The sequence below is a fragment of the Corynebacterium sp. 13CS0277 genome, from assembly GCF_002994655.1.
In the GTDB taxonomy this organism is placed as follows: Bacteria; Actinomycetota; Actinomycetes; order Mycobacteriales; family Mycobacteriaceae; genus Corynebacterium.
This window is the reverse complement of sequence record NZ_PPDL01000011.1, coordinates 1-20,817: the sequence shown is the minus strand read 5'-3', so window position 1 is coordinate 20,817 and position 20,817 is coordinate 1. Positions and strand designations below refer to the sequence as shown.

17 protein-coding genes and 1 other RNA gene are annotated in these 20,817 nt (G+C 67.9%); 15 read left to right on the top strand and 3 right to left on the bottom strand.

The annotated features are described in order from the left end of the window. Window positions 1-50 precede the first annotated feature (50 nt). The 10 genes from C1Y63_RS06090 to C1Y63_RS13010 all read left to right on the top strand — a co-directional run bounded on the left by C1Y63_RS06090 (window position 51) and on the right by C1Y63_RS13010 (window position 12,639). A complete protein-coding gene (locus tag C1Y63_RS06090; RefSeq protein WP_106015634.1) occupies window positions 51-770 on the top strand; it encodes an ABC transporter ATP-binding protein in 720 nt (239 codons plus the stop codon). A 243-nt stretch (window positions 771-1,013) separates the two neighbouring features. Continuing rightward, entirely contained in the window at window positions 1,014-2,078 is a 1,065-nt protein-coding gene (locus C1Y63_RS06085; protein ID WP_233195609.1) for an ABC transporter substrate-binding protein, read from the top strand. A 528-nt stretch (window positions 2,079-2,606) separates the two neighbouring features. Further along, on the top strand, window positions 2,607-3,650 hold the full coding sequence (locus C1Y63_RS06080; RefSeq protein ID WP_106015582.1) for a zinc-dependent alcohol dehydrogenase: 1,044 nt from the start codon (window positions 2,607-2,609) through the stop codon (window positions 3,648-3,650). 194 nt (window positions 3,651-3,844) lie between these two features. Beyond that, window positions 3,845-4,906 (top strand): zinc-dependent alcohol dehydrogenase, encoded by a 1,062-nt coding sequence (locus C1Y63_RS06075; protein ID WP_106015581.1) that lies wholly within the window; start codon window positions 3,845-3,847, stop codon window positions 4,904-4,906. Window positions 4,907-5,033: 127 nt separating this feature from the next. Further along, complete coding sequence (locus C1Y63_RS06070) at window positions 5,034-6,044, top strand: SDR family NAD(P)-dependent oxidoreductase (protein WP_106015580.1); 1,011 nt, start codon at window positions 5,034-5,036, stop codon at window positions 6,042-6,044. A 753-nt stretch (window positions 6,045-6,797) separates the two neighbouring features. Further along, the gene (locus tag C1Y63_RS06065; RefSeq protein WP_106015579.1) at window positions 6,798-8,294 is read left to right on the top strand and encodes a methylmalonyl-CoA carboxytransferase subunit 5S; all 1,497 of its coding nucleotides are present in this window, start codon (window positions 6,798-6,800) and stop codon (window positions 8,292-8,294) included. A gap of 89 nt (window positions 8,295-8,383) precedes the next feature. Then, window positions 8,384-9,937, top strand: a complete 1,554-nt coding sequence (locus tag C1Y63_RS06060; RefSeq protein WP_106015578.1) for an acyl-CoA carboxylase subunit beta — start codon at window positions 8,384-8,386, stop codon at window positions 9,935-9,937. 66 nt (window positions 9,938-10,003) lie between these two features. Further along, window positions 10,004-10,273, top strand: a complete 270-nt coding sequence (locus C1Y63_RS06055; protein ID WP_106015577.1) for a hypothetical protein — start codon at window positions 10,004-10,006, stop codon at window positions 10,271-10,273. 36 nt (window positions 10,274-10,309) lie between these two features. After that, window positions 10,310-10,672, top strand: a complete 363-nt coding sequence (locus C1Y63_RS06050; protein ID WP_106015576.1) for a biotin/lipoyl-containing protein — start codon at window positions 10,310-10,312, stop codon at window positions 10,670-10,672. Between the two features lie 569 nt (window positions 10,673-11,241). Then, window positions 11,242-12,639, top strand: coding sequence for a S1 family peptidase (locus C1Y63_RS13010; protein ID WP_233195601.1), 1,398 nt, complete (start codon window positions 11,242-11,244; stop codon window positions 12,637-12,639). 176 nt (window positions 12,640-12,815) lie between these two features. On the opposite strand, the gene hisN is transcribed toward C1Y63_RS13010, so the two are convergent. Next, window positions 12,816-13,712 (bottom strand): histidinol-phosphatase, encoded by an 897-nt coding sequence (gene hisN / locus C1Y63_RS06040; protein ID WP_106015575.1) that lies wholly within the window; start codon window positions 13,710-13,712, stop codon window positions 12,816-12,818. 62 nt (window positions 13,713-13,774) lie between these two features. Then, entirely contained in the window at window positions 13,775-14,737 is a 963-nt protein-coding gene (locus C1Y63_RS06035) for an inositol monophosphatase family protein (RefSeq protein ID WP_106015574.1), read from the bottom strand. Window positions 14,738-14,802: 65 nt separating this feature from the next. Here C1Y63_RS06035 and prfB point away from each other — a divergent pair, with 65 nt between their 5' ends. The 3 genes from prfB to ftsX all read left to right on the top strand — a co-directional run bounded on the left by prfB (window position 14,803) and on the right by ftsX (window position 17,781). Further along, window positions 14,803-15,891, top strand: coding sequence for a peptide chain release factor 2 (gene prfB / locus C1Y63_RS06030; protein WP_369831027.1), 1,089 nt, complete (start codon window positions 14,803-14,805; stop codon window positions 15,889-15,891). Window positions 15,892-16,134: 243 nt separating this feature from the next. Then, on the top strand, window positions 16,135-16,824 hold the full coding sequence (gene ftsE / locus C1Y63_RS06025; RefSeq protein WP_106015572.1) for a cell division ATP-binding protein FtsE: 690 nt from the start codon (window positions 16,135-16,137) through the stop codon (window positions 16,822-16,824). A 54-nt stretch (window positions 16,825-16,878) separates the two neighbouring features. Beyond that, window positions 16,879-17,781 carry a permease-like cell division protein FtsX gene (ftsX, locus tag C1Y63_RS06020; protein WP_106015571.1) on the top strand — a complete coding sequence of 301 codons (903 nt, stop codon included), beginning with the start codon at window positions 16,879-16,881 and terminating at the stop codon, window positions 17,779-17,781. A gap of 199 nt (window positions 17,782-17,980) precedes the next feature. On the opposite strand, the gene C1Y63_RS06015 is transcribed toward ftsX, so the two are convergent. Further along, entirely contained in the window at window positions 17,981-19,477 is a 1,497-nt protein-coding gene (locus C1Y63_RS06015) for a DUF1846 domain-containing protein (RefSeq protein WP_106015570.1), read from the bottom strand. 162 nt (window positions 19,478-19,639) lie between these two features. Between C1Y63_RS06015 and smpB the strand changes: the two genes are divergently transcribed. Together smpB and ssrA are read left to right on the top strand one after the other, a co-directional pair. Continuing rightward, on the top strand, window positions 19,640-20,140 hold the full coding sequence (smpB, locus tag C1Y63_RS06010; protein ID WP_106015569.1) for an SsrA-binding protein SmpB: 501 nt from the start codon (window positions 19,640-19,642) through the stop codon (window positions 20,138-20,140). Window positions 20,141-20,379: 239 nt separating this feature from the next. Next, window positions 20,380-20,768, top strand: a transfer-messenger RNA (tmRNA) gene (gene ssrA / locus C1Y63_RS06005). The last annotated feature ends 49 nt before the right edge of the window (window positions 20,769-20,817 follow it).

Below are 20,817 nucleotides of genomic sequence, written 5' to 3'. Positions count from 1 at the left end.
TCGCGACCCCGGGTGCTACCCGCCGGGCGGGCGCCCCGGGCGGGGAGGGGATGCTGCTGCGCGACATCTCCTTCACCGTCCCCGCCGGCAGCCGCACCGCGCTCATCGGCGTCAACGGTGTCGGCAAGTCCACGCTGCTGCGCACCATCGCCGGGCTCAGCGCACCCGCCGCCGGCGAGGTGCTCGTCGGCGGGCGTGATGTCACGCGGCTGAAGCACCGGGCACGCGCCCGGGTGCTCACCCTGGTGGGGCAGGAGGAACTCCCGCCCGCCGACCTGAGCATCCGGGAGGTCGTGCAGCTTGGGCGGCTGCCCTACCGGGCGAGCTGGGCGCTGGGCTCGAAGGAGGACCGCCGCATCGTCGACGATGCCCTGGCGAAGGTGGATTTGTTGGCGCTCGCCGACAGGCCGCTGGGGCAGCTGTCCGGCGGGCAGCGCCGCCGGGCGGTCATCGCCCGGGGGCTGGCGCAAACCACCCCGGTGGTGTTGCTCGATGAGCCGACCAACCACCTCGACGTGCACCACCAGCTGCACTTGCTGCAGCTGTTGGCCGGGACGGGGCGCACGATTCTGGCCACGGTCCACGACCTGGACTTGGCGATGTGCTTCTTCGACCAGGTGGTGGTGCTGGGCGAGGGCGGGATGCTGGCCGCGGGCCCGCCCGCGGAGGTCCTCACCCGGGAGACGGTACGCCGCGCCTTCGACGTCGGTGCGGTCCGCGCCCGCCCGGATGGCGCGGAGCACCTCCATCTCATCGTCGACACTCTCTAGCCGCCCCGCCCGGCGAGGCGCGTGCCGCCCGGTGCCGGCGGGGTTGTCCGTGTCCGTCTCTTCTGTTTTCCCCTTCTTCCCCTTCTGTCCTCCTCTTTCTTCCCCCTGTTTCCTTCCCCCCCTTTTCTCTTCGGTGTCCTGTTGCCTTCAACCAAAGGAGTTTGTTTCATGTCTGTGTCTGTGAGTTCTTCCCGTTCGTCCTCGGCTGTGTCTACTGTGTCTTCGTCCCGTGGCGCGCGTGCGCTGCGGCGGGCGGCACTGCTCGCGGGGGTGAGCCTCGGCGCCGGGCTGCTCGTGGCCTGCGGTTCCGATGCCGGCTCCGAGCAGGCGGCCTCCGCGGAGACCGTGACCGTCACCAACTGTGGGGAGGAGCTCACCTTCCCCAAGACCGAGCGGATGTTCATCAACGATGGCAACAACATCGCCATCGCCCTGTCCGCCGGCGCCCGCGATCAGATTAAGGATGTCGCCTACCTGAAGAGCGCCGACCTGTTGAGCGAAAAGTACGGTGCGGACGTCATTTCTTCCCTCCACGAGGTGAGCGAGGAGTACCCCTCCTTCGAGCAGATCGTGGCGGCCAGCCCGCAGGTGTACTTCGCGGGCTACGGCTACGGCCTTGACGAGGGCAAGGGCATTACCCCGGACACGCTCGCCGAGCAGGGGATTGCCACCTACCAGTTGACGGAAGCCTGCCGGAAGGCCGGCTCGGAGGCGCGCGGCACCATCGACCCCTGGGAGGCGGTGCTCATCGACATTGAAAACATTGGTGCGATTACCGGCCACGAGGACGTCGCGGCCGCCGCCATCGAGGAGCAGAAGAGCCGCCTGCAGGCCGTGACGAGCGCGCCGAAGCCGGAGCACACCCCCGTGGGCTTCGTGTTCGACACCGGCACCGACACGGTGTTTACCTCCGGGAAGTTCGGCGCACCGAACGCCATCCTTGAGGCCGCCGGCGCCACCAACGCCGCCGCCGACGTGGACGACACCTGGGTGAACGTCTCCTGGGAGAAGCTTGCCGCCAGTGCCCCCGATTTCTTCGTCTTCGTCGACTACCCCGGCCAGACCTTCGAGGAGAAGGTCGCGCAGCTGCGCAGCAACCCGGCCACCAAGGATCTGCCGGCGGTGAAGGAGAACCGCTTCATCAACCTGCCGTACGCGATGTGGACCTCCGGGCCGCTCAACGTGGATGCGGCCGAGCAGCTCCGCGTCGCCCTGGAGCACCTGGGCCTGGCTCCTGAGTCCGGGATTACCCCGGAGCTGACGCTGCCGGCGACCGTCGCCGGCCAGGAGTACTACGCCGCGCGCTAAGCGCACCCCGTCGCACTTAACTCACACCCGCCCCTGGGGCCGGGCGCTGCTGCCCGCGCACCCCAAGGGCGGGTGTGCGCGTCGATGGGGAGGGGGCACTGCGCCGGGGGCGCCCGCTGGGGTGTAGCGGATGTGCGGCGACAGGGGGAGGCTCCGGCAGGGGAGAGGCGTGGGGTCAGCGGGGGTGATTTTTTGGCAACCGGTGAAAACTGGTGCGGGGCTTTGCAGCGTTGTTAATGGTTGCGGTGTGCATGGCACATGCCTTAATGAAAATCCGCAGCGGGCAAACGGCGGGGGTAGTGCAGCGCATGCACGCCAAAAAGTGGTGGCGAACACAGTGCTGTGCGTGGTTGGGTGGTGCCATCACCCGCTGCAGCGCCCCACACGGTGGCCCTCAGCCCCCGAAGGGGACGGCGCTGACACGCAACCCCCACGGGGTTGCCGGGGCGCTGGGGCGCACGGTCGCCGCGAGTGGTGTGTTCCCTTCCATCTTCTTCCCACTCTTTTTCATCCCTGGAGGTCTTTCCCATGTCGAACCAGAACACGCCTGAGCAGTTCCACGCCGCCGTCGCCGAGAACTTCGGCCCGAGTGTCACCATCTCCGAGATTTCGCTGCCGACCCCGGGGCGCAACGAGGCCCTGGTCAAGCTGCACACCTCCGGCATCTGCCACACCGACCTGCACGCCGTGGAGGGCGACTGGCCCGTCAAGCCGGGCCTGCCGTTCGTGCCCGGCCACGAGGGCGTCGGCGAGGTCGTCGCCCTGGGCCCCGGGGAGCACGCCGATATCGAGGTGGGCTCCATGGTGGGCAACGTGTGGCTGTGGTCCGCCTGCGGCTCCTGCGAGTACTGCCGCACCGGCCGGGAGACCTACTGCCCGAACGCCGAGTACGGCGGCTACACCAAGAACGGCTCCTTCGGCGAGTACATGCTCGTCGACACCCGCTACTGCGCCCGCATCCCCGACGGCGCCGACCTCCTGGAGGTCGCCCCGATCTTGTGCGCCGGTGTCACGGTGTACAAGGGGCTCAAGGTGACGGAAACCCGCCCCGGCCAGTTCGTCGTCATCAGCGGCGTCGGCGGCCTGGGCCACATCGCCGTCCAGTACGCGGTGGCCATGGGCATGCGAGTCATCGCGGTGGACATTTCCGACGACAAGCTGGAGCTCGCGCGCCGCCACGGCGCGGAGTTCACCGTCAACGCCCGGGACACCGACCCCGGCACCGCGGTGGCCGAGTACACCGGCGGCGGCGCCCACGGCGTGCTCGTCACCGCCGTCCACGAGAAGGCCTTCGGCCAGGCCATCCACATGGCACGCACCGGCGGCACCATTGTCTTCAACGGCCTGCCCCCGGGGGAGTTCCCCGCCCCGATTTTCGACATCGTCTTCAAGGGGCTCACCATCCGCGGCTCCCTCGTCGGCACCCGCCAGGACCTGGCGGAGGCGCTGGACTTCTACGCCCGGGGCCTCATCCACCCGACGGTCGCCGAGTGCAGCCTCGACGACGTCAACGAGGTGTTTGAGCGGCTGCGCACCGGCGGCGTCGACGGCCGCATGGCGATCCGCTACTAGCGAGCCGCACCCCGCCCCTGCCCCGCGTGAGGGGACAGCGCTCAGCACTCGCGCGGGGCGGGGGACGCGCGGCCCGGTAGCACGTGCCGCTGCCTTCGTCCCCTCCCTTTTCTCTCTTCTTCTCTCTTCTTCCTGTCTCTCTTCACTTCTTCTCTTCTCTTGTCGTCTCTCTTTCTCTTCCTTGGAGGTTTCCCATGACCACTGCGCATGCATCTGCCCCGGAGCGTTTCACCGCCGCCGTCGCCGAGAAGTTCGGCCCCACCGTCGACGTGAAACTCGTCGACCTGCCCACCCCCGGCCACAACCAGGCCCTGGTCAAGGTGCTCGCCACGGGTGTGTGCCACTCCGACCTGCACGCCATCGAGGGCGACTGGCCCGTCAAGCCGGTGCTGCCGCTCATCCCCGGCCACGAGGGCGTCGGCGAGGTCGTCGCCTTGGGCCCCGGGGAGCACAACGACATCGAGGTCGGTTCCCGCGTCGGCAGTGTCGTGTTGTGGGAAGCCTGCGGCACCTGCGAGCAGTGCCGCACCGGCCGGGAAAATTACTGCCCGACGGCGAAGCTGGGCGGCTACACGGTGCCCGGTTCCTTCGGCGAGTACATGCTCGTCGACACCCGCTACTGTGCGCGGGTGCCCGCCGACGCCGACCCCGCGGAGATCGCTCCGATCCTCTGCGCCGGTGTCACGGTGTACAAGGGGCTCAAAGAGACGGGGGTGCGCCCCGGTCAGTTCATGGTCATCAGCGGCGTCGGCGGCTTGGGCCACATCGCCGTCCAGTACGCGGTGGCCATGGGCATGCGGGTCATCGCGATTGATATCGCCGACGACAAGCTGGAGCTCGCGCGCCGCCACGGTGCGGAGTTCACCGTCAACGCCCGGGACACCGACCCCGGTGCGGCGGTCGTCGAGTACACCGGCGGTGGATCCCACGGGGTGCTCGTCACCGCCGTCCACGAGCAGGCCTTCGGCCAGGCCATCCACATGGCGCGTACCGGCGGCACGATCGTGTTCAATGGCCTGCCCCCGGGGGAGTTCCCCGCCCCCATCTTCGACATCGTCTTCAAGGGGCTCACCATCCGGGGCTCCCTGCTGGGCACCCGCCAGGACCTGGCCGAAGCGATCGACTTCTACTCCCGGGGCAAGGTCCGCCCCACGGTGACGGAATGCGCCATTGAGGAGGTCAACCAGGCCCTGGAGGACCTGCGCCGCGGCCGCGTCGATGGGCGCATGGCGATCCGCTTCGCCGCCGCGGACTAAAGCGGCACCGCACCCCCGCGCCACCCACTCCGTCGGGGCGCGCGCCCGCCCCGCGCCCCGACGTGCCGGCACCCGACAAGCCCGCTCCCCGGGACGAAAGCCGGGGCGCGCTACTAGGGTGAAAGGCATGTCAGGACAGTTGCATTCCACCACCACCTCTGACCCCACCGGCACCACCCCGCAGGACGCCCACAGCGGTGGGCTCATGGGGCGGGCGCGGGGTGTTCTCCGCAGGGCTCGCACCCAGGTCGATTCGCTGGCGCGCCGGGCGGAGCCGCGCTGCGCGCCCCGCACGATTGTGATCACCGGCGCCTCCTCCGGCATCGGGGCGGAGGCTGCCCGCATTCTCTCGGGCCGGGGGCACAGGCTGATCCTCGTGGGCCGCGACCCTGAGAAGACTGCCCGCATCGCCGCCGAGTTGTCGGTGCCGGGGCTGGTGGCCGACTACGCCGACCTGGAGAGCATCCCCCGCCTGGCGGCGGAGATCGCTCAGCTCACCGACCGGATTGATGTGCTGTGCAACAACGCAGGCGGGATTTTTGCCGATCGTGAGCTGTCCACCAATCAGCTGCCGATGGCCTACCAGGTGAACTTCCTCGCCGGGTGGTTGCTCACCGAGTGGCTGCGCCCCCAGCTGTCCCGGGGCCTGGGGTTGGTGGTGAACACCGCGAGTATTGCCGCCCGGATGTTCTCCGACCTGGACCAGGACGATATCCAGGGCCTGAGGGCTGATTCGCAGGCCGCTTACGGCAACGGCAAGCTGCTCAACATTCTCCACGCCCAGGAGCTGTCCCGGCGTCTGGCCGCGGAAGGGATCTTCGGGGTGAGTTTCCACCCTGGGGTCATCGCCAGCCAGTTCGCGCACACGACGACGAACCCGCTGCGCCGGCTGTACGACAACCCGGTGGCGCACCGGGTGATGACGAGCCCGGCTGTTGGTGGGCGTCGTTTGGCGTTCCTCGCGGAGTCGACCGTCGGCGTGGATGTCATGCCGGGCCAGTACAGTCACCACACGCGGCGAACCACCCCGCCGGATCAGGCGACCTCGCCGGAGATGTGGGAGGCGGTGCGCGCCCAGGCGCAGGCCGACGTGCAGGCACTGCTGCCGCAGGGGTGGACGCTGCAGGGGCGGGCCTAAAGCTCTGCGCGCGGTCCCCGGGGCGCGGGTCTGCTGCCGCGGTGGCGAGGTGCTTGCTGCGCCCCGGGGCGTCGTGCGCACCGGGTGGGGGCTTCCCACATCTTGAACGCCGTGTGGGTTTGGCTCCGGCACTTGTCGGACCAATCGGGGGTAGTGTGTGGGGGAGGTGCGTGGAGGAGAAGTCGTGCGGTCGCGGGCGCGGGCCCGGGGCTACGCGCCGCGGTGGAGTGGCGGGTGAGATCGCGCCGGGTGGGGGATTGTTGGTGCGTGCGTGCGTCCGGCGTGGGGTCACTATGGGGTGCCGTCTCGTCTGCTGTCACTGATGGTCGTGTCGCGGGCGGGGTGGGGGATCTTTTCTGCGCTGGTCGCGGGCGGTGCGCTGCGTGGCGTGCGGGACGCGCGTGTGCGGGGAGTGCGCATGCCGCCGGGGTGGCATCTGCCGGCGGTGGGTGAGTGTCGGGGGCTCGTGCGGGCAGGCCTGGGGCGACGCTCGAGTGCGACGTGCGGCGCACTTTCCTCGCCTGTGTGGCAAAAGTCACGGCCGTGAGCCTGTCGTGTTTGTCACTTCTTTGCTGGTGGAGTTAGGTTTTCCTCGCGTCGGTGGCGACTGTGGCGCAGCCCGATATCGTGGGAAAATGCCCGATCGGGCACATTTTGTGGCCCGAAATGTGTCCGAATTGCCCCGTCTGTGGGGTCGTTTCGGGGCTTGTTCGCGCCTGCGAAGCCGGGGCGAAAAGGCCTAGGTTTGAAGGCATGAGCCCACGAAAAATTGGCGTCACCGAAGTCGCCCTCCGCGACGCACACCAGTCCCTGATGGCAACCCGCATGGCCATGGAGGACATGGTCGCCGCCTGTGAAGACATCGACAAGGCCGGCTACTGGAGTGTGGAGTGCTGGGGCGGCGCGACCTTCGACGCGTGCATCCGATTCCTCAACGAAGACCCCTGGGAGCGGCTGCGGACCTTCCGCAAGCTGATGCCCAACTCCCGCCTGCAGATGCTGCTGCGCGGACAGAACCTGCTCGGCTACCGCCACTACGAGGACATGGTGGTCGACAAGTTCGTGGAGAAGTCCGCCGAGAACGGCATGGACGTGTTCCGCGTCTTCGACGCGTTGAACGACCCCCGCAACCTGGAGCACGCGATGGCCGCCGTGAAGAAGGTCGGCAAGCACGCCCAGGGCACCATCTGCTACACCACCTCCCCGCTGCACGACGTGGACGGCTACATCAAGCAGGCCGGCCGCCTGCTTGATATGGGTGCGAACTCCATCGCGCTCAAGGACATGGCGGCGCTGCTCAAGCCGCAGCCGGCCTACGACATCATCCGCGGCATCAAGGAGACCTACGGCGAGGACACCCAGATCAACGTCCACTGCCACTCCACCACCGGCGTCACCCTGGTCACCCTCATGAAGGCTATCGAAGCCGGCGCCGACGTCGTCGACACCGCCATTTCCTCCATGTCGCTCGGCCCGGGCCACAACCCCACCGAGTCGCTCGTGGAAATGCTCGAGGGCACCGGCTACACCACGGACCTCGACATGGATCGCCTCATCAAGATCCGCGACCACTTCAAGAACGTCCGGCCCAAGTACGCCGAGTTCGAGTCCGCCACCCTCGTGGACACCAACATCTTCCTCTCCCAGATCCCCGGCGGCATGCTGTCCAACATGGAAAGCCAGCTCAAGGCCCAGGGTGCGGGCGACCGCATCGACGAGGTCATGCAGGAGGTGCCGCGCGTGCGCAAGGACGCCGGCTACCCGCCGCTGGTCACCCCCTCCTCCCAGATCGTGGGCACCCAGGCCGTGTTCAACGTGCTCATGGGCCGCTACAAGGTGATGACCGCCGAATTCGCCGACCTCATGCTCGGCTACTACGGCGAGTGCATCGGGGAGCGCAACCCCGAGCTCATCAAGCAGGCTGAGGAGCAGACCAAGAAGCAGCCGATCACCGTCCGCCCCGCGGACCTGCTCGACCCCGAGTGGGACACCCTGCGTGCGGAAGCCGAAGCCCTCGAAGGCTTCGACGGCAGCGACGAAGACGTGCTCACCAACGCCCTGTTCCCGGGTGTTGCCCCCGGCTTCTTCAAGACCCGCGACGAGGGCCCGAAGAACGTCGGCAAGACCCCGGAGCAGCTGCAGCGCGAAAAGGACGCCGCCAGCGGCGCGGCGAACGCGGTGCGCGAGCCCATCCAGTACAAGGTCACCGTCGGTGGCCGTTCCCAGACCGTCAAGGTCGAACCGGCCTAAACACCGCCCACCACACCACCCGCCCCGGCGCACAGTTCACGGGGCGGGGGTGTGCGGCAGTGTGAACTGATTGAAGGATTTTTTATCTCATGTCCGAACCCACCATGGAACAACGCTTGGAGCAGCTCGACAAGCGCATCCACGAGGTCGAACTCGGCGGCGGCGAGGCCAAGCTGGACAAGCAGCGCGCCAAGGGCAAGATGACCGCCCGTGAGCGCGTCGCCGCTCTCGTCGACGAGGGCACCTTCCAGGAAACTGGAATGTTCGCCACCCACCGCACCACCCACTTCGGGATGGACACCGCCGTGGCGCCTGCCGACGGTGTCGTCACCGGCACCGGCGCGGTCTACGGCCGCCCGGTGCACATCGCCTCCCAGGACTTCACCGTCATGGGCGGCTCCGCGGGTGAAACCCAGTCGAATAAGGTGGCCGCGATGATGCAGGCCTCCGCGACGACCGGCACCCCGTTTATCTTCATCAACGACTCCGGTGGAGCGCGTGTCCAGGAGGGCATTGATTCGCTCTCCGGCTACGGCAAGGTGTTCTACAACAATGTGCTCCTGTCGGGCCTGGTGCCGCAGATCTCCATCATCGCGGGCCCCTGCGCCGGTGGCGCGGCGTACTCCCCGGCGCTGACGGACTTCATCATCCAGACCCGCAAGGCCCAGATGTTCATCACCGGCCCCGGCGTCATCAAGTCCGTCACCGGCGAGGACGTCACCGCTGAACAGCTCGGCGGTGCGGACGCCCACATGGCGAAGGCCGGCAACATTCACTTCGTTGCCGACGATGACGAGCAGGCGGTGCTCATCGCGCAGAAGCTGCTGAGCTTCCTGCCGCAGAACAACACCGAAGAGCCGCCGCTGGTCGACCCCGACGAGATTGTGGAAGCAGACCCCGTGCTGCGGGACATTGTGCCCGTCGACGGCAAGAAGGGCTACGACGTGCGCGAGATCATCGCCCGCATCGTCGACCGCGCCGACTTCCTCGAGGTCAAGGCCGGCTTCGCCCCGAACCTGGTGACCGGCTTCGGTCGCGTGGTGGGCCGCACCGTCGGCATCATCGCCAACCAGCCCAACGTCATGAGCGGCGTGCTGGACATTAACGCCTCCGACAAGGGCTCCGAGTTCATCCGCTTCTGCAACGCCTTCAACATCCCGCTGGTGACCCTGGTGGACGTGCCCGGCTTCATGCCGGGTGTCGCCCAGGAGCACGGCGGCATCATCCGCCACGGCGCGAAGATGCTCTACGCCTACTCGGCTGCATCCGTGCCGAAGGTGACCGTGGTGCTGCGCAAGTCCTACGGTGGCGCCTACCTGGCGATGTGCTCCAAGGACTTGGGCGCGGACACCGTGTTCGCGTGGCCGACCGCCGAGATCGCGGTCATGGGTGCCGAGGGTGCCGTCAACGTCGTCTTCCGCAAGGAGATCGAAGCAGCAGAGGACAAGGACGCCAAGCGCGCCGAGCTCATCCAGCTGTACAAGGAGACCTTCTCCACCCCGTTCATGGCGGCCTCCCGCGGCCTCGTCGACTCCATCATCGACCCCGCCGACACCCGCCGCGAGATCGCCCTGGCGCTCGAGGTGCTGGCCAACAAGCGCGTCTCCCGCCCCGCGAAGAAGCACGGCCTCGGCCCGGTGTAAGCGAGTACTCGCACCCACCCCCGACTGCTTCTCATTCGCACGTCATACACAGGAAGTCATGAAACTATGACCACCCACGACCCTCAGGACACCACCGAGGTGCTGGCCGAACTGCGCCGACTGTCCGCCCGCCTCGACGCGGTGGAGGCCGAACTCGCCGAACTCAAAGCCCGCAGCGAGCAGGAAATCCCGGAGGATGTGCTGCTGGCCATCTCCGCGGCGGTGTCCGCCTACCTCGGCAACAAGGGCAAGGTGCGTGCCGTGCACTTCAGCCGCCACCGCACCTGGGCCGCCCAAGGCCGCCAGGCCGTCCAAACCGCAAGCCGTCGGCTCTAGGCCACACCCCACACTGTCAATAAGGAATACGTGTCAATGAAACTCAAGGTGACCGTCAACGGCGTTGCTTACAGCGTTGATGTCGAGGTCGAGGAAGAGACCCGCTCCCTCGGGTCGATTGTCTTCGGCAGCGCCACCACCAACACCCCCGCCGCCCCCACCACGGCGAGCGTGCAGGGCGTGTCCGCGAACGCCATCGTCGCGCCCCTGGCCGGCTCCGTCTCCAAGGTCCTCGTGGCCGAAGGCGACGACATTGAGGCCGGGCAGGTGCTGCTCATCCTGGAAGCCATGAAGATGGAAACGGAGATCACCGCCCCCGCCGCTGGCGTCGTCGGTGCCCTCCACGTCGCCGAGGGCGACGCCGTCCAGGGCGGCCAGGCACTCATCGAAATCAACTAGCCCACCCCTTCCCATCCCCGGGCGTGCAACCTGCGGGGACAAGGGGCTGCGAGCCTGTGGGACCTGGTGGTCCCGCCGCGCCCGTCGAGTCTGCGTACTCGGCGGGCGTTTCGCGGCTCTTCACGGCGCCCCGTGGGCGGGGTCGGGGCCGCCGCGCCGCCTGCAGGAGACAAACCTCAGACATTACCCCCACCGGCTACCCCCGCACCCATGAGGGGGTGCGCATCGGTGCTGCTCACAGGCGCGTGTGTGACTGGTGTGGCGTGTCGGAGGAGGGCTCACAGGTTCGCCTGGCACTATGACTACCCAGCGCCCGCGCCGCCGCTCGCCCCTCGCTCGCATCCGCGCACAGCCCACAGACGTTCGTGGGTTCGCGTGGGGGCACATCCGCTCATCACCGCACCGATCGGGATGCCTCCCTTAAGCGCCGTCGACGACGGCGAGTGGCGCGCCCGCGGGTATCGGGGGACCACCACCCGGCCGACCTGTTTTTTTCAGGCCTCGTGGCCACCCGCCGCCAGTTTTCCTTTTTCGCCCCAGTTTGTTCCTCCTCGTGATTTTTTAGGTTCATGCGCCTTCGCACACTCCTCCCCGCTGTCCTCGGGGCGGGCGTCGCCCTCGCATTCGGCCCCCAGGCCCATGCCCAAGACGCCCCCGCCGACCCCTTTGCACCCCTGTCCACCCTCGTCCAGGACGCCCACGCCGCGGTGACTGCGGCCGCCGCCCAGGCCGCGCCCCCGGCACCTGCGGCGCCCGCCCTGCCGGCGGACCTTGACCCGGTGGCCTCCCTGTCCGGCTATTTCGCCGAGGCGCAGGCCGCCGCCACCCAGGCTGCCGCCGACGCGCAGTCCGCCGCGGCGGACCTCCTCGGTGCGGCTACGACGCCGCAGCTGCCGCCGCTGCCCGCGTGGGCGCCCGCGGAGGCAGTCTCGGCGTTCGCCGCGGACCTGTCCCGCCCGATTGCGGAACAGCAGGCGCCTGCGGGTGCGGCTGCCGCGGCACCGACGGCGGATGCGGCACTCGCGGCCGCGGACACGGCTCCCACGGCACCTCAGCCGGCGGATGTGCTCGCCGGCACGAATGGGCAGGCCATCTTTGTGGAATCCCCACTGTTCGTCGACGAGCAGGGCCGCCCCATGTTGGACGTGTTCCGCAAGCCCAACGGCCCGAACTACACCTGGGCCACCGACTGGGCCTCCCAGTTGCTCGCCCTGACCCGCGGGGAGGTCCTCCACCGGGTGGACGGTAGTTTCTTCAACGCGCCCGCCACCCCGCGCGAGTCCATCGAGGCCCAGATCTACGGCAAGAGCCTGTTCGGCCCCGGCACCCCGATCTATGTGGGCACGCAGAACTTCTGCACCCTGGGCGTGGCCGGCTATGACGAGGCCGGCAACACCATCGGCGTGACCGCCGGCCACTGCGGCGCCATCGGCGATGAGGTGTACTCGGCCGACTCCTGGGAGAACGGTGTCACCGGCACCGTGGTGGCGAAAAGCGCACCCACCGGCACCGGCGCCCAGGGCGCGTTCGGGGATGTCGCCATCATCAAGTTCGATGACACCAAGGCCGCCGTCACCCGCACCTACAACGGGGTGACCGTCGCCGGCCTGGGTACCACCCCGCAGGGCCTCGAGGGGCTCGGCACCAACCTGTGCAAGATGGGTGTCGCCACGGGGCTGACCTGCGGGCCGCGGATGTACTCCACCCCGCAGCTGACGATGGCGCACGTGTGCTCCATGCAGGGTGATTCCGGTGCCCCGCTGCTCGCGGGCGACCGTCTGGTCGGCATCGTCTCCGGGGGCGTGACCGACCTCGCCCCCTGCCGCAGCCCCCTGCAGGGCCCGCTGTTCGTGCCGGTGCTCGCCACCACCACGGACTCGATCTTTGCTCAGCTCGACGCCGCTGAGGCCGGCACCCCCGGCCGCGGTTTCCGCCTGCCGGACGCCGACGAGCCGCGCCTGCGCTAGCAGGAGGGGATCGCACGCCCCTCACCACCACCGCCGCCCCGGCGGCCACCCCCTTTGGGCACGTACTGTGCCTGGCACCACGGTGCCTCGCTAAGGAGGGTGAGCCGCCGGGGCGGCGGTCGTGTCGTAGGAGGGGGCAGGGCGGGTGGCCTCGTGTGCCCAGTGGCCCCGGGTGCTTAGCGGCCCAGGGTGTCGCCCAGGAAGTTGAGCACCTGGGTGTGCAGCAGCCCATTGGTGGCCACCGCATCGCCCTCGTGGGGGCCCGCGACGCCGTTGAGGCCACTGAACGTGCCCCCGGCTTCCTGCACGAGGATCGCCAGCGGCGCCAGGTCCCACAGGGAGACCTCCGGCTCGGCGGCGACATCGACCGAGCCTTCCGCGACGAGGCAGTAGGAGAAGAAGTCCCCGAAGCCCCGCAGCCGCCACGTCGCATCCGACAGGCCGATGAACCCGTCGAGTTTGCCGCGGGCCTGCCAGCCCTCGAGGGAGGAAAACGACACCGAGGCGTCCTCCAGGGAGGCCACCTTGGACACGTGCAGGCGCCGCGGCGCACCGCCGAAGAGCACTCGGTAGGCGCCCTCGCCGCGGGCGGCGTACCAGCGGCGCCCCAGCGCCGGGGCATCCACCACACCCACCACCGGCACCCCGTCCTCCAGCAGCGCGATGAGGGTGGCCCACACCGGCACCCCGCGCACGAAGTTTTTCGTCCCGTCGATGGGGTCGATGACCCACTGGCGGCCCGCGAAGGACGCCGTTCCGCCGAATTCTTCGCCGAGCACCTCATCGCCCGGGGCGAGCTCCGCGAGCAGTGCCCGCAGGGTGCGCTCCACGGCGAGGTCCGCGTCGCTCACCGGCGTGAGGTCCGGCTTCGACTCCACCTGCAGGCTGGCCGACTCGAAACGGCTCATCGTGATGGTGCCGGCCACATCCGCCAGGGCCAGTGCCAGCCCCAGGTCGGCCGATACTTGCGGGTCCGGGCGGACAGCGCCGCGGCGCAACAGGTCGGCGGCGTAGGCGGCCGCCTCCTCCGGGGTGGTGATCGTCGGGGCGGGCTGGGGGCTGGGGAAAGTCATCGCTGGTGTCCTTGTGTGCTGCCGGAGGGTGCCGGCACAGTGGTGGGGGAGGGGAGGGGTGTTTAGCTGTCTGCCTGCAGGTGGCGCTGCATGTCGTCGACGGCGCTCGGGGTGCCGGCGAGGCACCAGTCAACGCCGCCTGCGGTGATGGTGCGGCAGGTGCCGCCGGCGGCCTCCACGAGGGCGCGGCCCGGCAACCAGTCCCAGGCGGCCACACTGTGCTGCGCCCACGCGCCGAGGACCCCGTCGGTCAGCGAGGCCAGATCGATGGAGGCGCTGCCCAGCAGGCGGATCGTGGCGGCGTGGGCGATCATCCGGCCCCAGGCGGCGGGAAGGTCCCCGCCGGCGCGCAGCAGCGGCGGGTGCATGTAGGTGCCCAGGCACACCTCCCCCAGGGGGCGGTCTGTGAGGGGCGCTGTGGCCTCGCCGTCGCGGGTCAGCGGGATGTCGCGCCCGCCGAGCCACGTGTAGCCCAGCATTGGGCGGTGCACCGCGCCCAGGATGATGTGGGAGGGGGCATCCTCGGTGGCGCAGAGGGCCACCTCCTCGGGGTCGCCCTCGACGAGGGCGAGCGCGGTGCAGAAGTAGTCGGAGCCGTGGGCGAAATTGTAGGTGCCGTCCACGGGGTCGATGACCCACGTGCGCCCCGAGGTGCCGTCCGTGCGGTCGCCTTCCTCGCCGAAGATGCCGTCGTCAGGCCGCAGCAGCGCGAGGACACCGACGATGAAGTTTTCCACCCCGATGTCGGCGGTGGTGACCAGGTCAGTGGGGTTGGACTTGGTGGCAACCTCCAGGCCTGCCTGCCGCAGCCGGTAGGCAATACGGCCGGCGTTCATCACCAGCGCGCGGGCGAGGTGTTCATCGTCGTCGCCTTCGTGCTGCAGGGTGAAGGTCTTCACCAGGCCGCTGATGGCGGCGTGGATCTGCTCCTGCGTGGCCGCAGGGGTCGCGGCCGCGCCCGCAGTGTCCTGCGTGCCGGTGGGGGTGTCGGTGTCGGTGGGGTGTGTTTCGCCAGTGGGGGACATGACTCATATTGTGCCCTACCGGGGCGGTAGGCTTATGCCTTGTGCAACCCGAAGTGATCGCAGACATGCAAGCCCTCAACGACACCCTGACCACCATCGAGAAGGTCATGAACTTGGACGAGCTCGATGAGCGGGTGCGGGAGCTGGAGGCGCAGGCCTCCGACCCGGCCCTGTGGGATGATCCGGAGCACGCCCAGGCGGTGACCTCCAAACTGTCGCACACCCAGGCGGAGCTGCGGCGCGTGCGGGATCTGCGGCAGCGGCTCGATGATCTGCCGGTGATGTACGAGCTGGCGGAGGAAGACCCCGACCATGCGGACGGTGTGGCGCTGGCCGACGAGGAACGCGCGGAGCTGCGGCAGGCGATCGAGTCGCTCGAGGTCAAGACGATGCTCTCCGGGGAGTACGACGCCCGCGAGGCGGTGCTGACGATTCGTTCGGGTGCCGGTGGTGTGGAGGCCGCCGACTGGGCGGAGATGCTCATGCGCATGTACGTGCGCTGGGCGGAGAAGAACAATTACCCGGTCGACGTCTACGACATTTCCTACGCGGAGGAAGCCGGCATCAAGTCGGCGACGTTCGTGGTGCACGGCGAGTACATGTACGGAACCCTGTCGGTGGAGCAGGGCGCGCACCGGCTCGTGCGCATCAGCCCCTTCGATAACCAGGGGCGCCGCCAAACCTCCTTCGCGGAGGTGGAGGTCCTGCCCGTGGTGGAGCAGACCGACCACATCGATATCCCGGACGCGGACGTGCGGGTCGATGTGTACCGCTCCTCCGGGCCGGGCGGCCAGTCGGTGAACACCACCGACTCGGCGGTGCGGTTGACGCACATCCCCACCGGCATCGTGGTGACCTGTCAGAACGAGAAGTCCCAGATTCAGAACAAGGCCTCTGCGATGCGGGTGCTGCAGGCCAAGCTGCTGGAGCGCAAGCGGCAGGAGGAACGCGCGGAGCTGGACGCGCTGGGCGCGGGCGGTAACGCGTCCTGGGGCAACCAGATGCGCAACTATGTGCTGCACCCGTACCAGATGGTCAAGGACCTGCGCACCGGCTACGAGGTCAACGACCCGGATCGGGTGCTCGGCGGCGATATTGATCGCTTCCTGGAGGCCGGCATCCGTTGGCGGATGAGCGGCGAGAAAGACGCCTAACGCCCCGGGTGTGCACGCCCGCTGTGTTCGTGGCGTGCGTGCACCCTACCCCACCCCTGCCCCATCGTGTGTCCGCGCGGTGGGGCAGTGGTCTATGTGGGCGTGCCAGGTCGGTGGTGGTGTGCGGGGCGGGGATCCGCCCGCGGGCGCGGGTGTCGCGTGGGGTGTGGGGCGCGCAGGCGATCGGGGTGGAGCGGGCCGCCAACTATGCCCGTGGGGTGCAAGTCAACTAGAGTGACGAATGTGATCACCTTCGACCAGGTAACCAAGCTGTACAAAACATCGACGCGGCCCGCGTTGAACAACATCAGCATCCAGATCGACAAAGGCGAATTCGTCTTCCTCATCGGCCCCTCCGGGTCCGGTAAATCCACCTTCCTGGAGCTGATGCTGCGGGAGCAGAACGTCACCTCCGGCGACGTCTACGTCGGCGACTTCCACGTCAACACCCTCCGCGGCCGCCACATCAACAAGCTCCGCCAGCACGTTGGCTACGTCTTCCAAGACTTCCGCCTGTTGCCGAACAAGAACGTCTACGACAACGTCGCCTTCGCCCTGGAGGTCATCGGCAAAAACCGCGCCACCATCGCCAAGCTCGTGCCCGACACCTTGGAGATGGTGGGCCTGGCCGCGAAAGCCGACCGGATGCCCGCGGAACTCTCCGGCGGCGAACAGCAGCGCGTCGCCATCGCCCGCGCCACGGTCAACAAGCCGCTGGTGCTGCTCGCCGACGAGCCGACCGGCAACCTGGACCCGGACACCTCCACCGAAATCATGGTGCTGCTCAACCGCATCAACCGGCTGGGCACGACCGTGGTCATGTCGACCCACAACGCCACCGCCGTCGACGCCATGCGCCGCCGCGTGGTCGAACTCAAGCAGGGCGAGCTGATCCGCGACGACGCCCACGGCGTCTACGGCATCGGCCGCTAGCCACCCACACCACCCACCCACCAGTTTTTTACTTCAAGGGGTTGAACAAAAATCGTGCGACTTGGTTTTGTGCTGAGAGAGGCGACCCGCGGCCTGTACCGCAACTTAACGATGACGATCGCGCTCGTCATCACCACCGCGATTTCCCTGGCGCTGCTCGCCACCGGGTTCCTGGTCACCGGGATGACGGAACGCACTAAGGACATCTACCTCGACCGCGTGGAGGTGATGGTGCAGCTCGACGAGGAGATCTCCGCGGGCGATAAGGACTGTTCCTCCACCGCCTGCCGGCAGGTCCGCGACGCCCTGGACGGGGCGGACGGGGTCACCTCGGTGACGTTCCGTTCCCGGGAGCAGTCCTACGAGCGTTTCCGGGAGGTGTTTGAAACCACCGACCCGGTGCTCGTGCAGCAAACCTCCCCCGATGCGCTGCCCGCCGCGCTCCACGTCCGCCTCGACGACCCCCTCGACCCCACCCCGCTCGACGCGGTGCGGAGCCTGCCGCAGGTCACCGACGTCATCGACCAGGTCGATGACCTGCGCTCGGCGACCGACAACTTGGACGCGGTGCGCAACGCCACGTTCCTGCTGGCCGCGGTGCAGGCCGTGGCCGCCGTGTTCCTCATCGCGAACATGGTGCAGATCGCCGCCTACGCCCGCCGGCAAGAAATGCAAGTCATGCGCATGGTGGGTGCCTCCCGCTGGTTCACCCAGGCGCCCTTCGTGCTCGAGGCCGTCGTCGCCACCATCGTCGGCGCCGCCTTCGCCATCGGCGGGCTGCTGCTGGGCAAGAAGTTCGTGCTCGACCAGGCGCTGCAGGGCCTGTACGACTCCCGCCTCATCGCCCCGATCACCACCAACGACATTTGGGTCACCGGCCCCATCGTCGCCCTCGTCGGCATGGCGTTCGCGGCGCTGACCGCCCAGGTCACCCTGCGGCTCTACGTCCGCAAGTAGCACCCCACCCCCACACGCCGGGCTCGCTCCCCGGAGACGAAGGCACACGTCACACAAAGGGTCCGCCCCACACCCCGACAGGACACTCATCCTGCGGTGGCGTGGGGCGGACCCTTTGTCGCGTGAGGGTAGCCGGGGCGCGGGCCCGGCAGGCGGCCGACGGCCCGCGTGCGGGGGCCGCGGGGCCGTGACGCGGAGGTTAGCGCTTCCGGTACAGGCCGCTGCGCTGGTACACCGGATCGCTGGTCACCAGGACGCCCAGGTTGCGGAAGATCCCCTCATCCACGGACCCGAGGATCGTCGTGGTGTGGGCGTTGCAGCCCCGCAGAGCCTTCAACTGGTCGAGAGCCTTGCGGGCATTGTCGTCCGTGCCGGCCGACATCGACAGGGCGATGAGCACCTCGTCGGTGTGCAGGCGCGGATTCTTCGACCCCAGGTGCGCGAGCTTGAGCTCCGTGATCGGCTCAATGGACTGCTTGCTCAACAAGTCCACCTCCGGATCAATGCCCGCCAAGTGCTTGAGCGCGTTGAGCACCATCGCCGCCGAGCAGCCCAGCAGGGCGGAGGTCTTGCCCGTGATGATCGTGCCGTCCGCCAACTCCAGGGCAGAGCCCGGGTGGTCGGTTGCGGCCGCCACGGCGCGGGCCGGAGCCACCACCGCCCGGTCCTCCACACTGATGCCCGCCTTCGCCATGATGAGCGCCACCCGGTCGGAGAACGTCGAATCCAACTCCAGGGTGCGTTCCTCCACCAGGGCCTTGAAGTAGCGGCGAATGATCTCCTGCTGCGCGGCCCGACGGCACACCTCATCATCGCTGATGCAGTAGCCCGCCATGTTCACCCCCATGTCCGTGGGCGACTTGTACGGGGAGGACCCCTTAATCTCCTCCAGCAGCACCTTGAGCAGCGGGAAGGACTCCACGTCACGGTTGTAGCTCGTGGCCTTCTTGTCGTAGGCCGCCAAGTGGAACGGGTCGATGAGGTTAATATCGTCCAGATCTACGGTTGCCGCCTCGTAGGCCAAGTTCACCGGGTGCTCCAGGGGAAGATTCCAGATCGGGAACGTCTCAAACTTCGCGTACCCGACCTTCACACCCCGGTTGTGCTCGTGGTAAACCTGCGACAAGCAGGTCGCCATCTTGCCGGACCCCGGGCCCGGGGCGGTGACCACCACCAGATCCCGGGTGGTCTCCACGAAATCGTTCAGGCCGAAACCCTCCTCGCTGACAATGCGGCGAGTATCCGTCGGGTAGCCGGGGATGATGCGGTGCTTCGCCACCTTCAGGCCCAGGCGCTCCAGGCGCTCCTTGAACGCCATCGCAATCGTGTTGGACTCCTCCAGCTGAGTCATCACGACATGCTCCACGAGGAACCCCCGGTCCCGGAACACATCCACCAGGCGCAGCACATCCTCCTCGTAGGGGATGCCCAAATCGGCGCGCACCTTGTGGCGCTCCAAATCCTTGGCGTTGATGCACACGATGATTTCCAGCTGATCCTTCAGCTTGTCCAGCATCGCGATCTTGTTGTCCGGGGTGAACCCCGGCAGCACCCGGGAGGCGTGCATATCGTCGAAAAGCTTGCCGCCCATCTCCAGGTAGAGCTTGCCCCCCAGCTCCTCACGCCTGGCCAAAATGTGCTCAGACTGCATGTCGATGTACTTCTGCCGGTGGAAACCGATCTGGTGGTTCGTCATGTTCCGCCAGTGTAGCCGCCCTCGGGCAGCAACTCCTACCCGCCTGGCCTGTCCGTGCGGGGGAGAAGCCACCTTCGTGCGGGAAGCCCACCACGGATGCCGCCCGCCCGGCTCGTGGCGTGGGCGCGCAGCCCCCCGCATCCGGTAATATCGGCTTCCGCTATGGCAGCTAAGAAAAAGGGCGGCAAGAAGGCCACCCCGAACCCCACGATCGCGACCAACCGGAAAGCGCGGCACGACTACAACATTCTCGACACCTACGAGTGCGGCATCGTCCTCGTCGGCACCGAGATCAAGTCGCTGCGCGAAGGCAAAGCCTCGCTCGTGGACGCCTACGCCACCATCGACGACGGTGAAGTCTGGCTGCGCAACCTCCACATCCCGGAATACTCCTACGGATCGTGGACGAATCACAGCCCCCGCCGCACCCGCAAACTGTTGCTCCACCGCCGGGAAATCGACTCCCTGCAAGGCAAAGTGCGCGACGGCAACAAAACCCTGATCCCGCTCAAGCTGTACCTCAAAGACGGTCTGCTCAAAGTGGAGCTCGGGCTCGCCGCCGGTAAACAGGCCTACGACAAACGCCAAGACCTCAAACGCCGCGCCGAAGAACGCGACGTCACCCGCGAGCTTGGCCGCCGCATCAAAGGCATCCGCGGCTAACTCACCGCACCCGATGGTGACGCGTCCAGCGCGCCCAACCCACGGCCCATGCCACCCTCGACACGCCACTGCTGGTACCAGGGCGTGGACACAGACGTGACACACACCCCGTACCCCACGGACACTCCACCGGAGTAGTTCCCAGGGTGCGGGGTGTTGCTAATTGCGCCCACGACGACTACTATCGAGCGAACACTACAAGGACATCCCCGGCACGGGGACCCGCCTTGTGGGCGTAAGGGGCTGATTATAGGTTTCGACTCCGTACGTGAAGCCAGGGGAAGCGTGCCGGTGCAGGCTAGAGACCACCGTAAGCGTCGCAGCAACCAATTAAGCGCCGAGAACTCTCAGCGCGACTACGCCCTCGCTGCCTAAGTAAAGAGCAGCGACCGCGTGTCTGTCGGACCCATGCTCGTCCCTGGCGTGGACTCCGGCATCGACTTCAAGGGACTTGCTGCCAGCCCGTGTTAACGGGGGCTGACAGGACTTTTCACCGATAACTGGGCCCATCATCCGTACGTGTTCGTCCGAGGCGGAGGGCCGAGTAGAGATCATTGCGCGAACTGCGCACGGAGAAGCCCTGGCGACATGACGAAGGACCCGGGTTCAAATCCCGGCAGCTCCACCACAACCCCCTACCTGTTTCCGCAGGTAGGGGACTTTTTCTTACCCCTCCA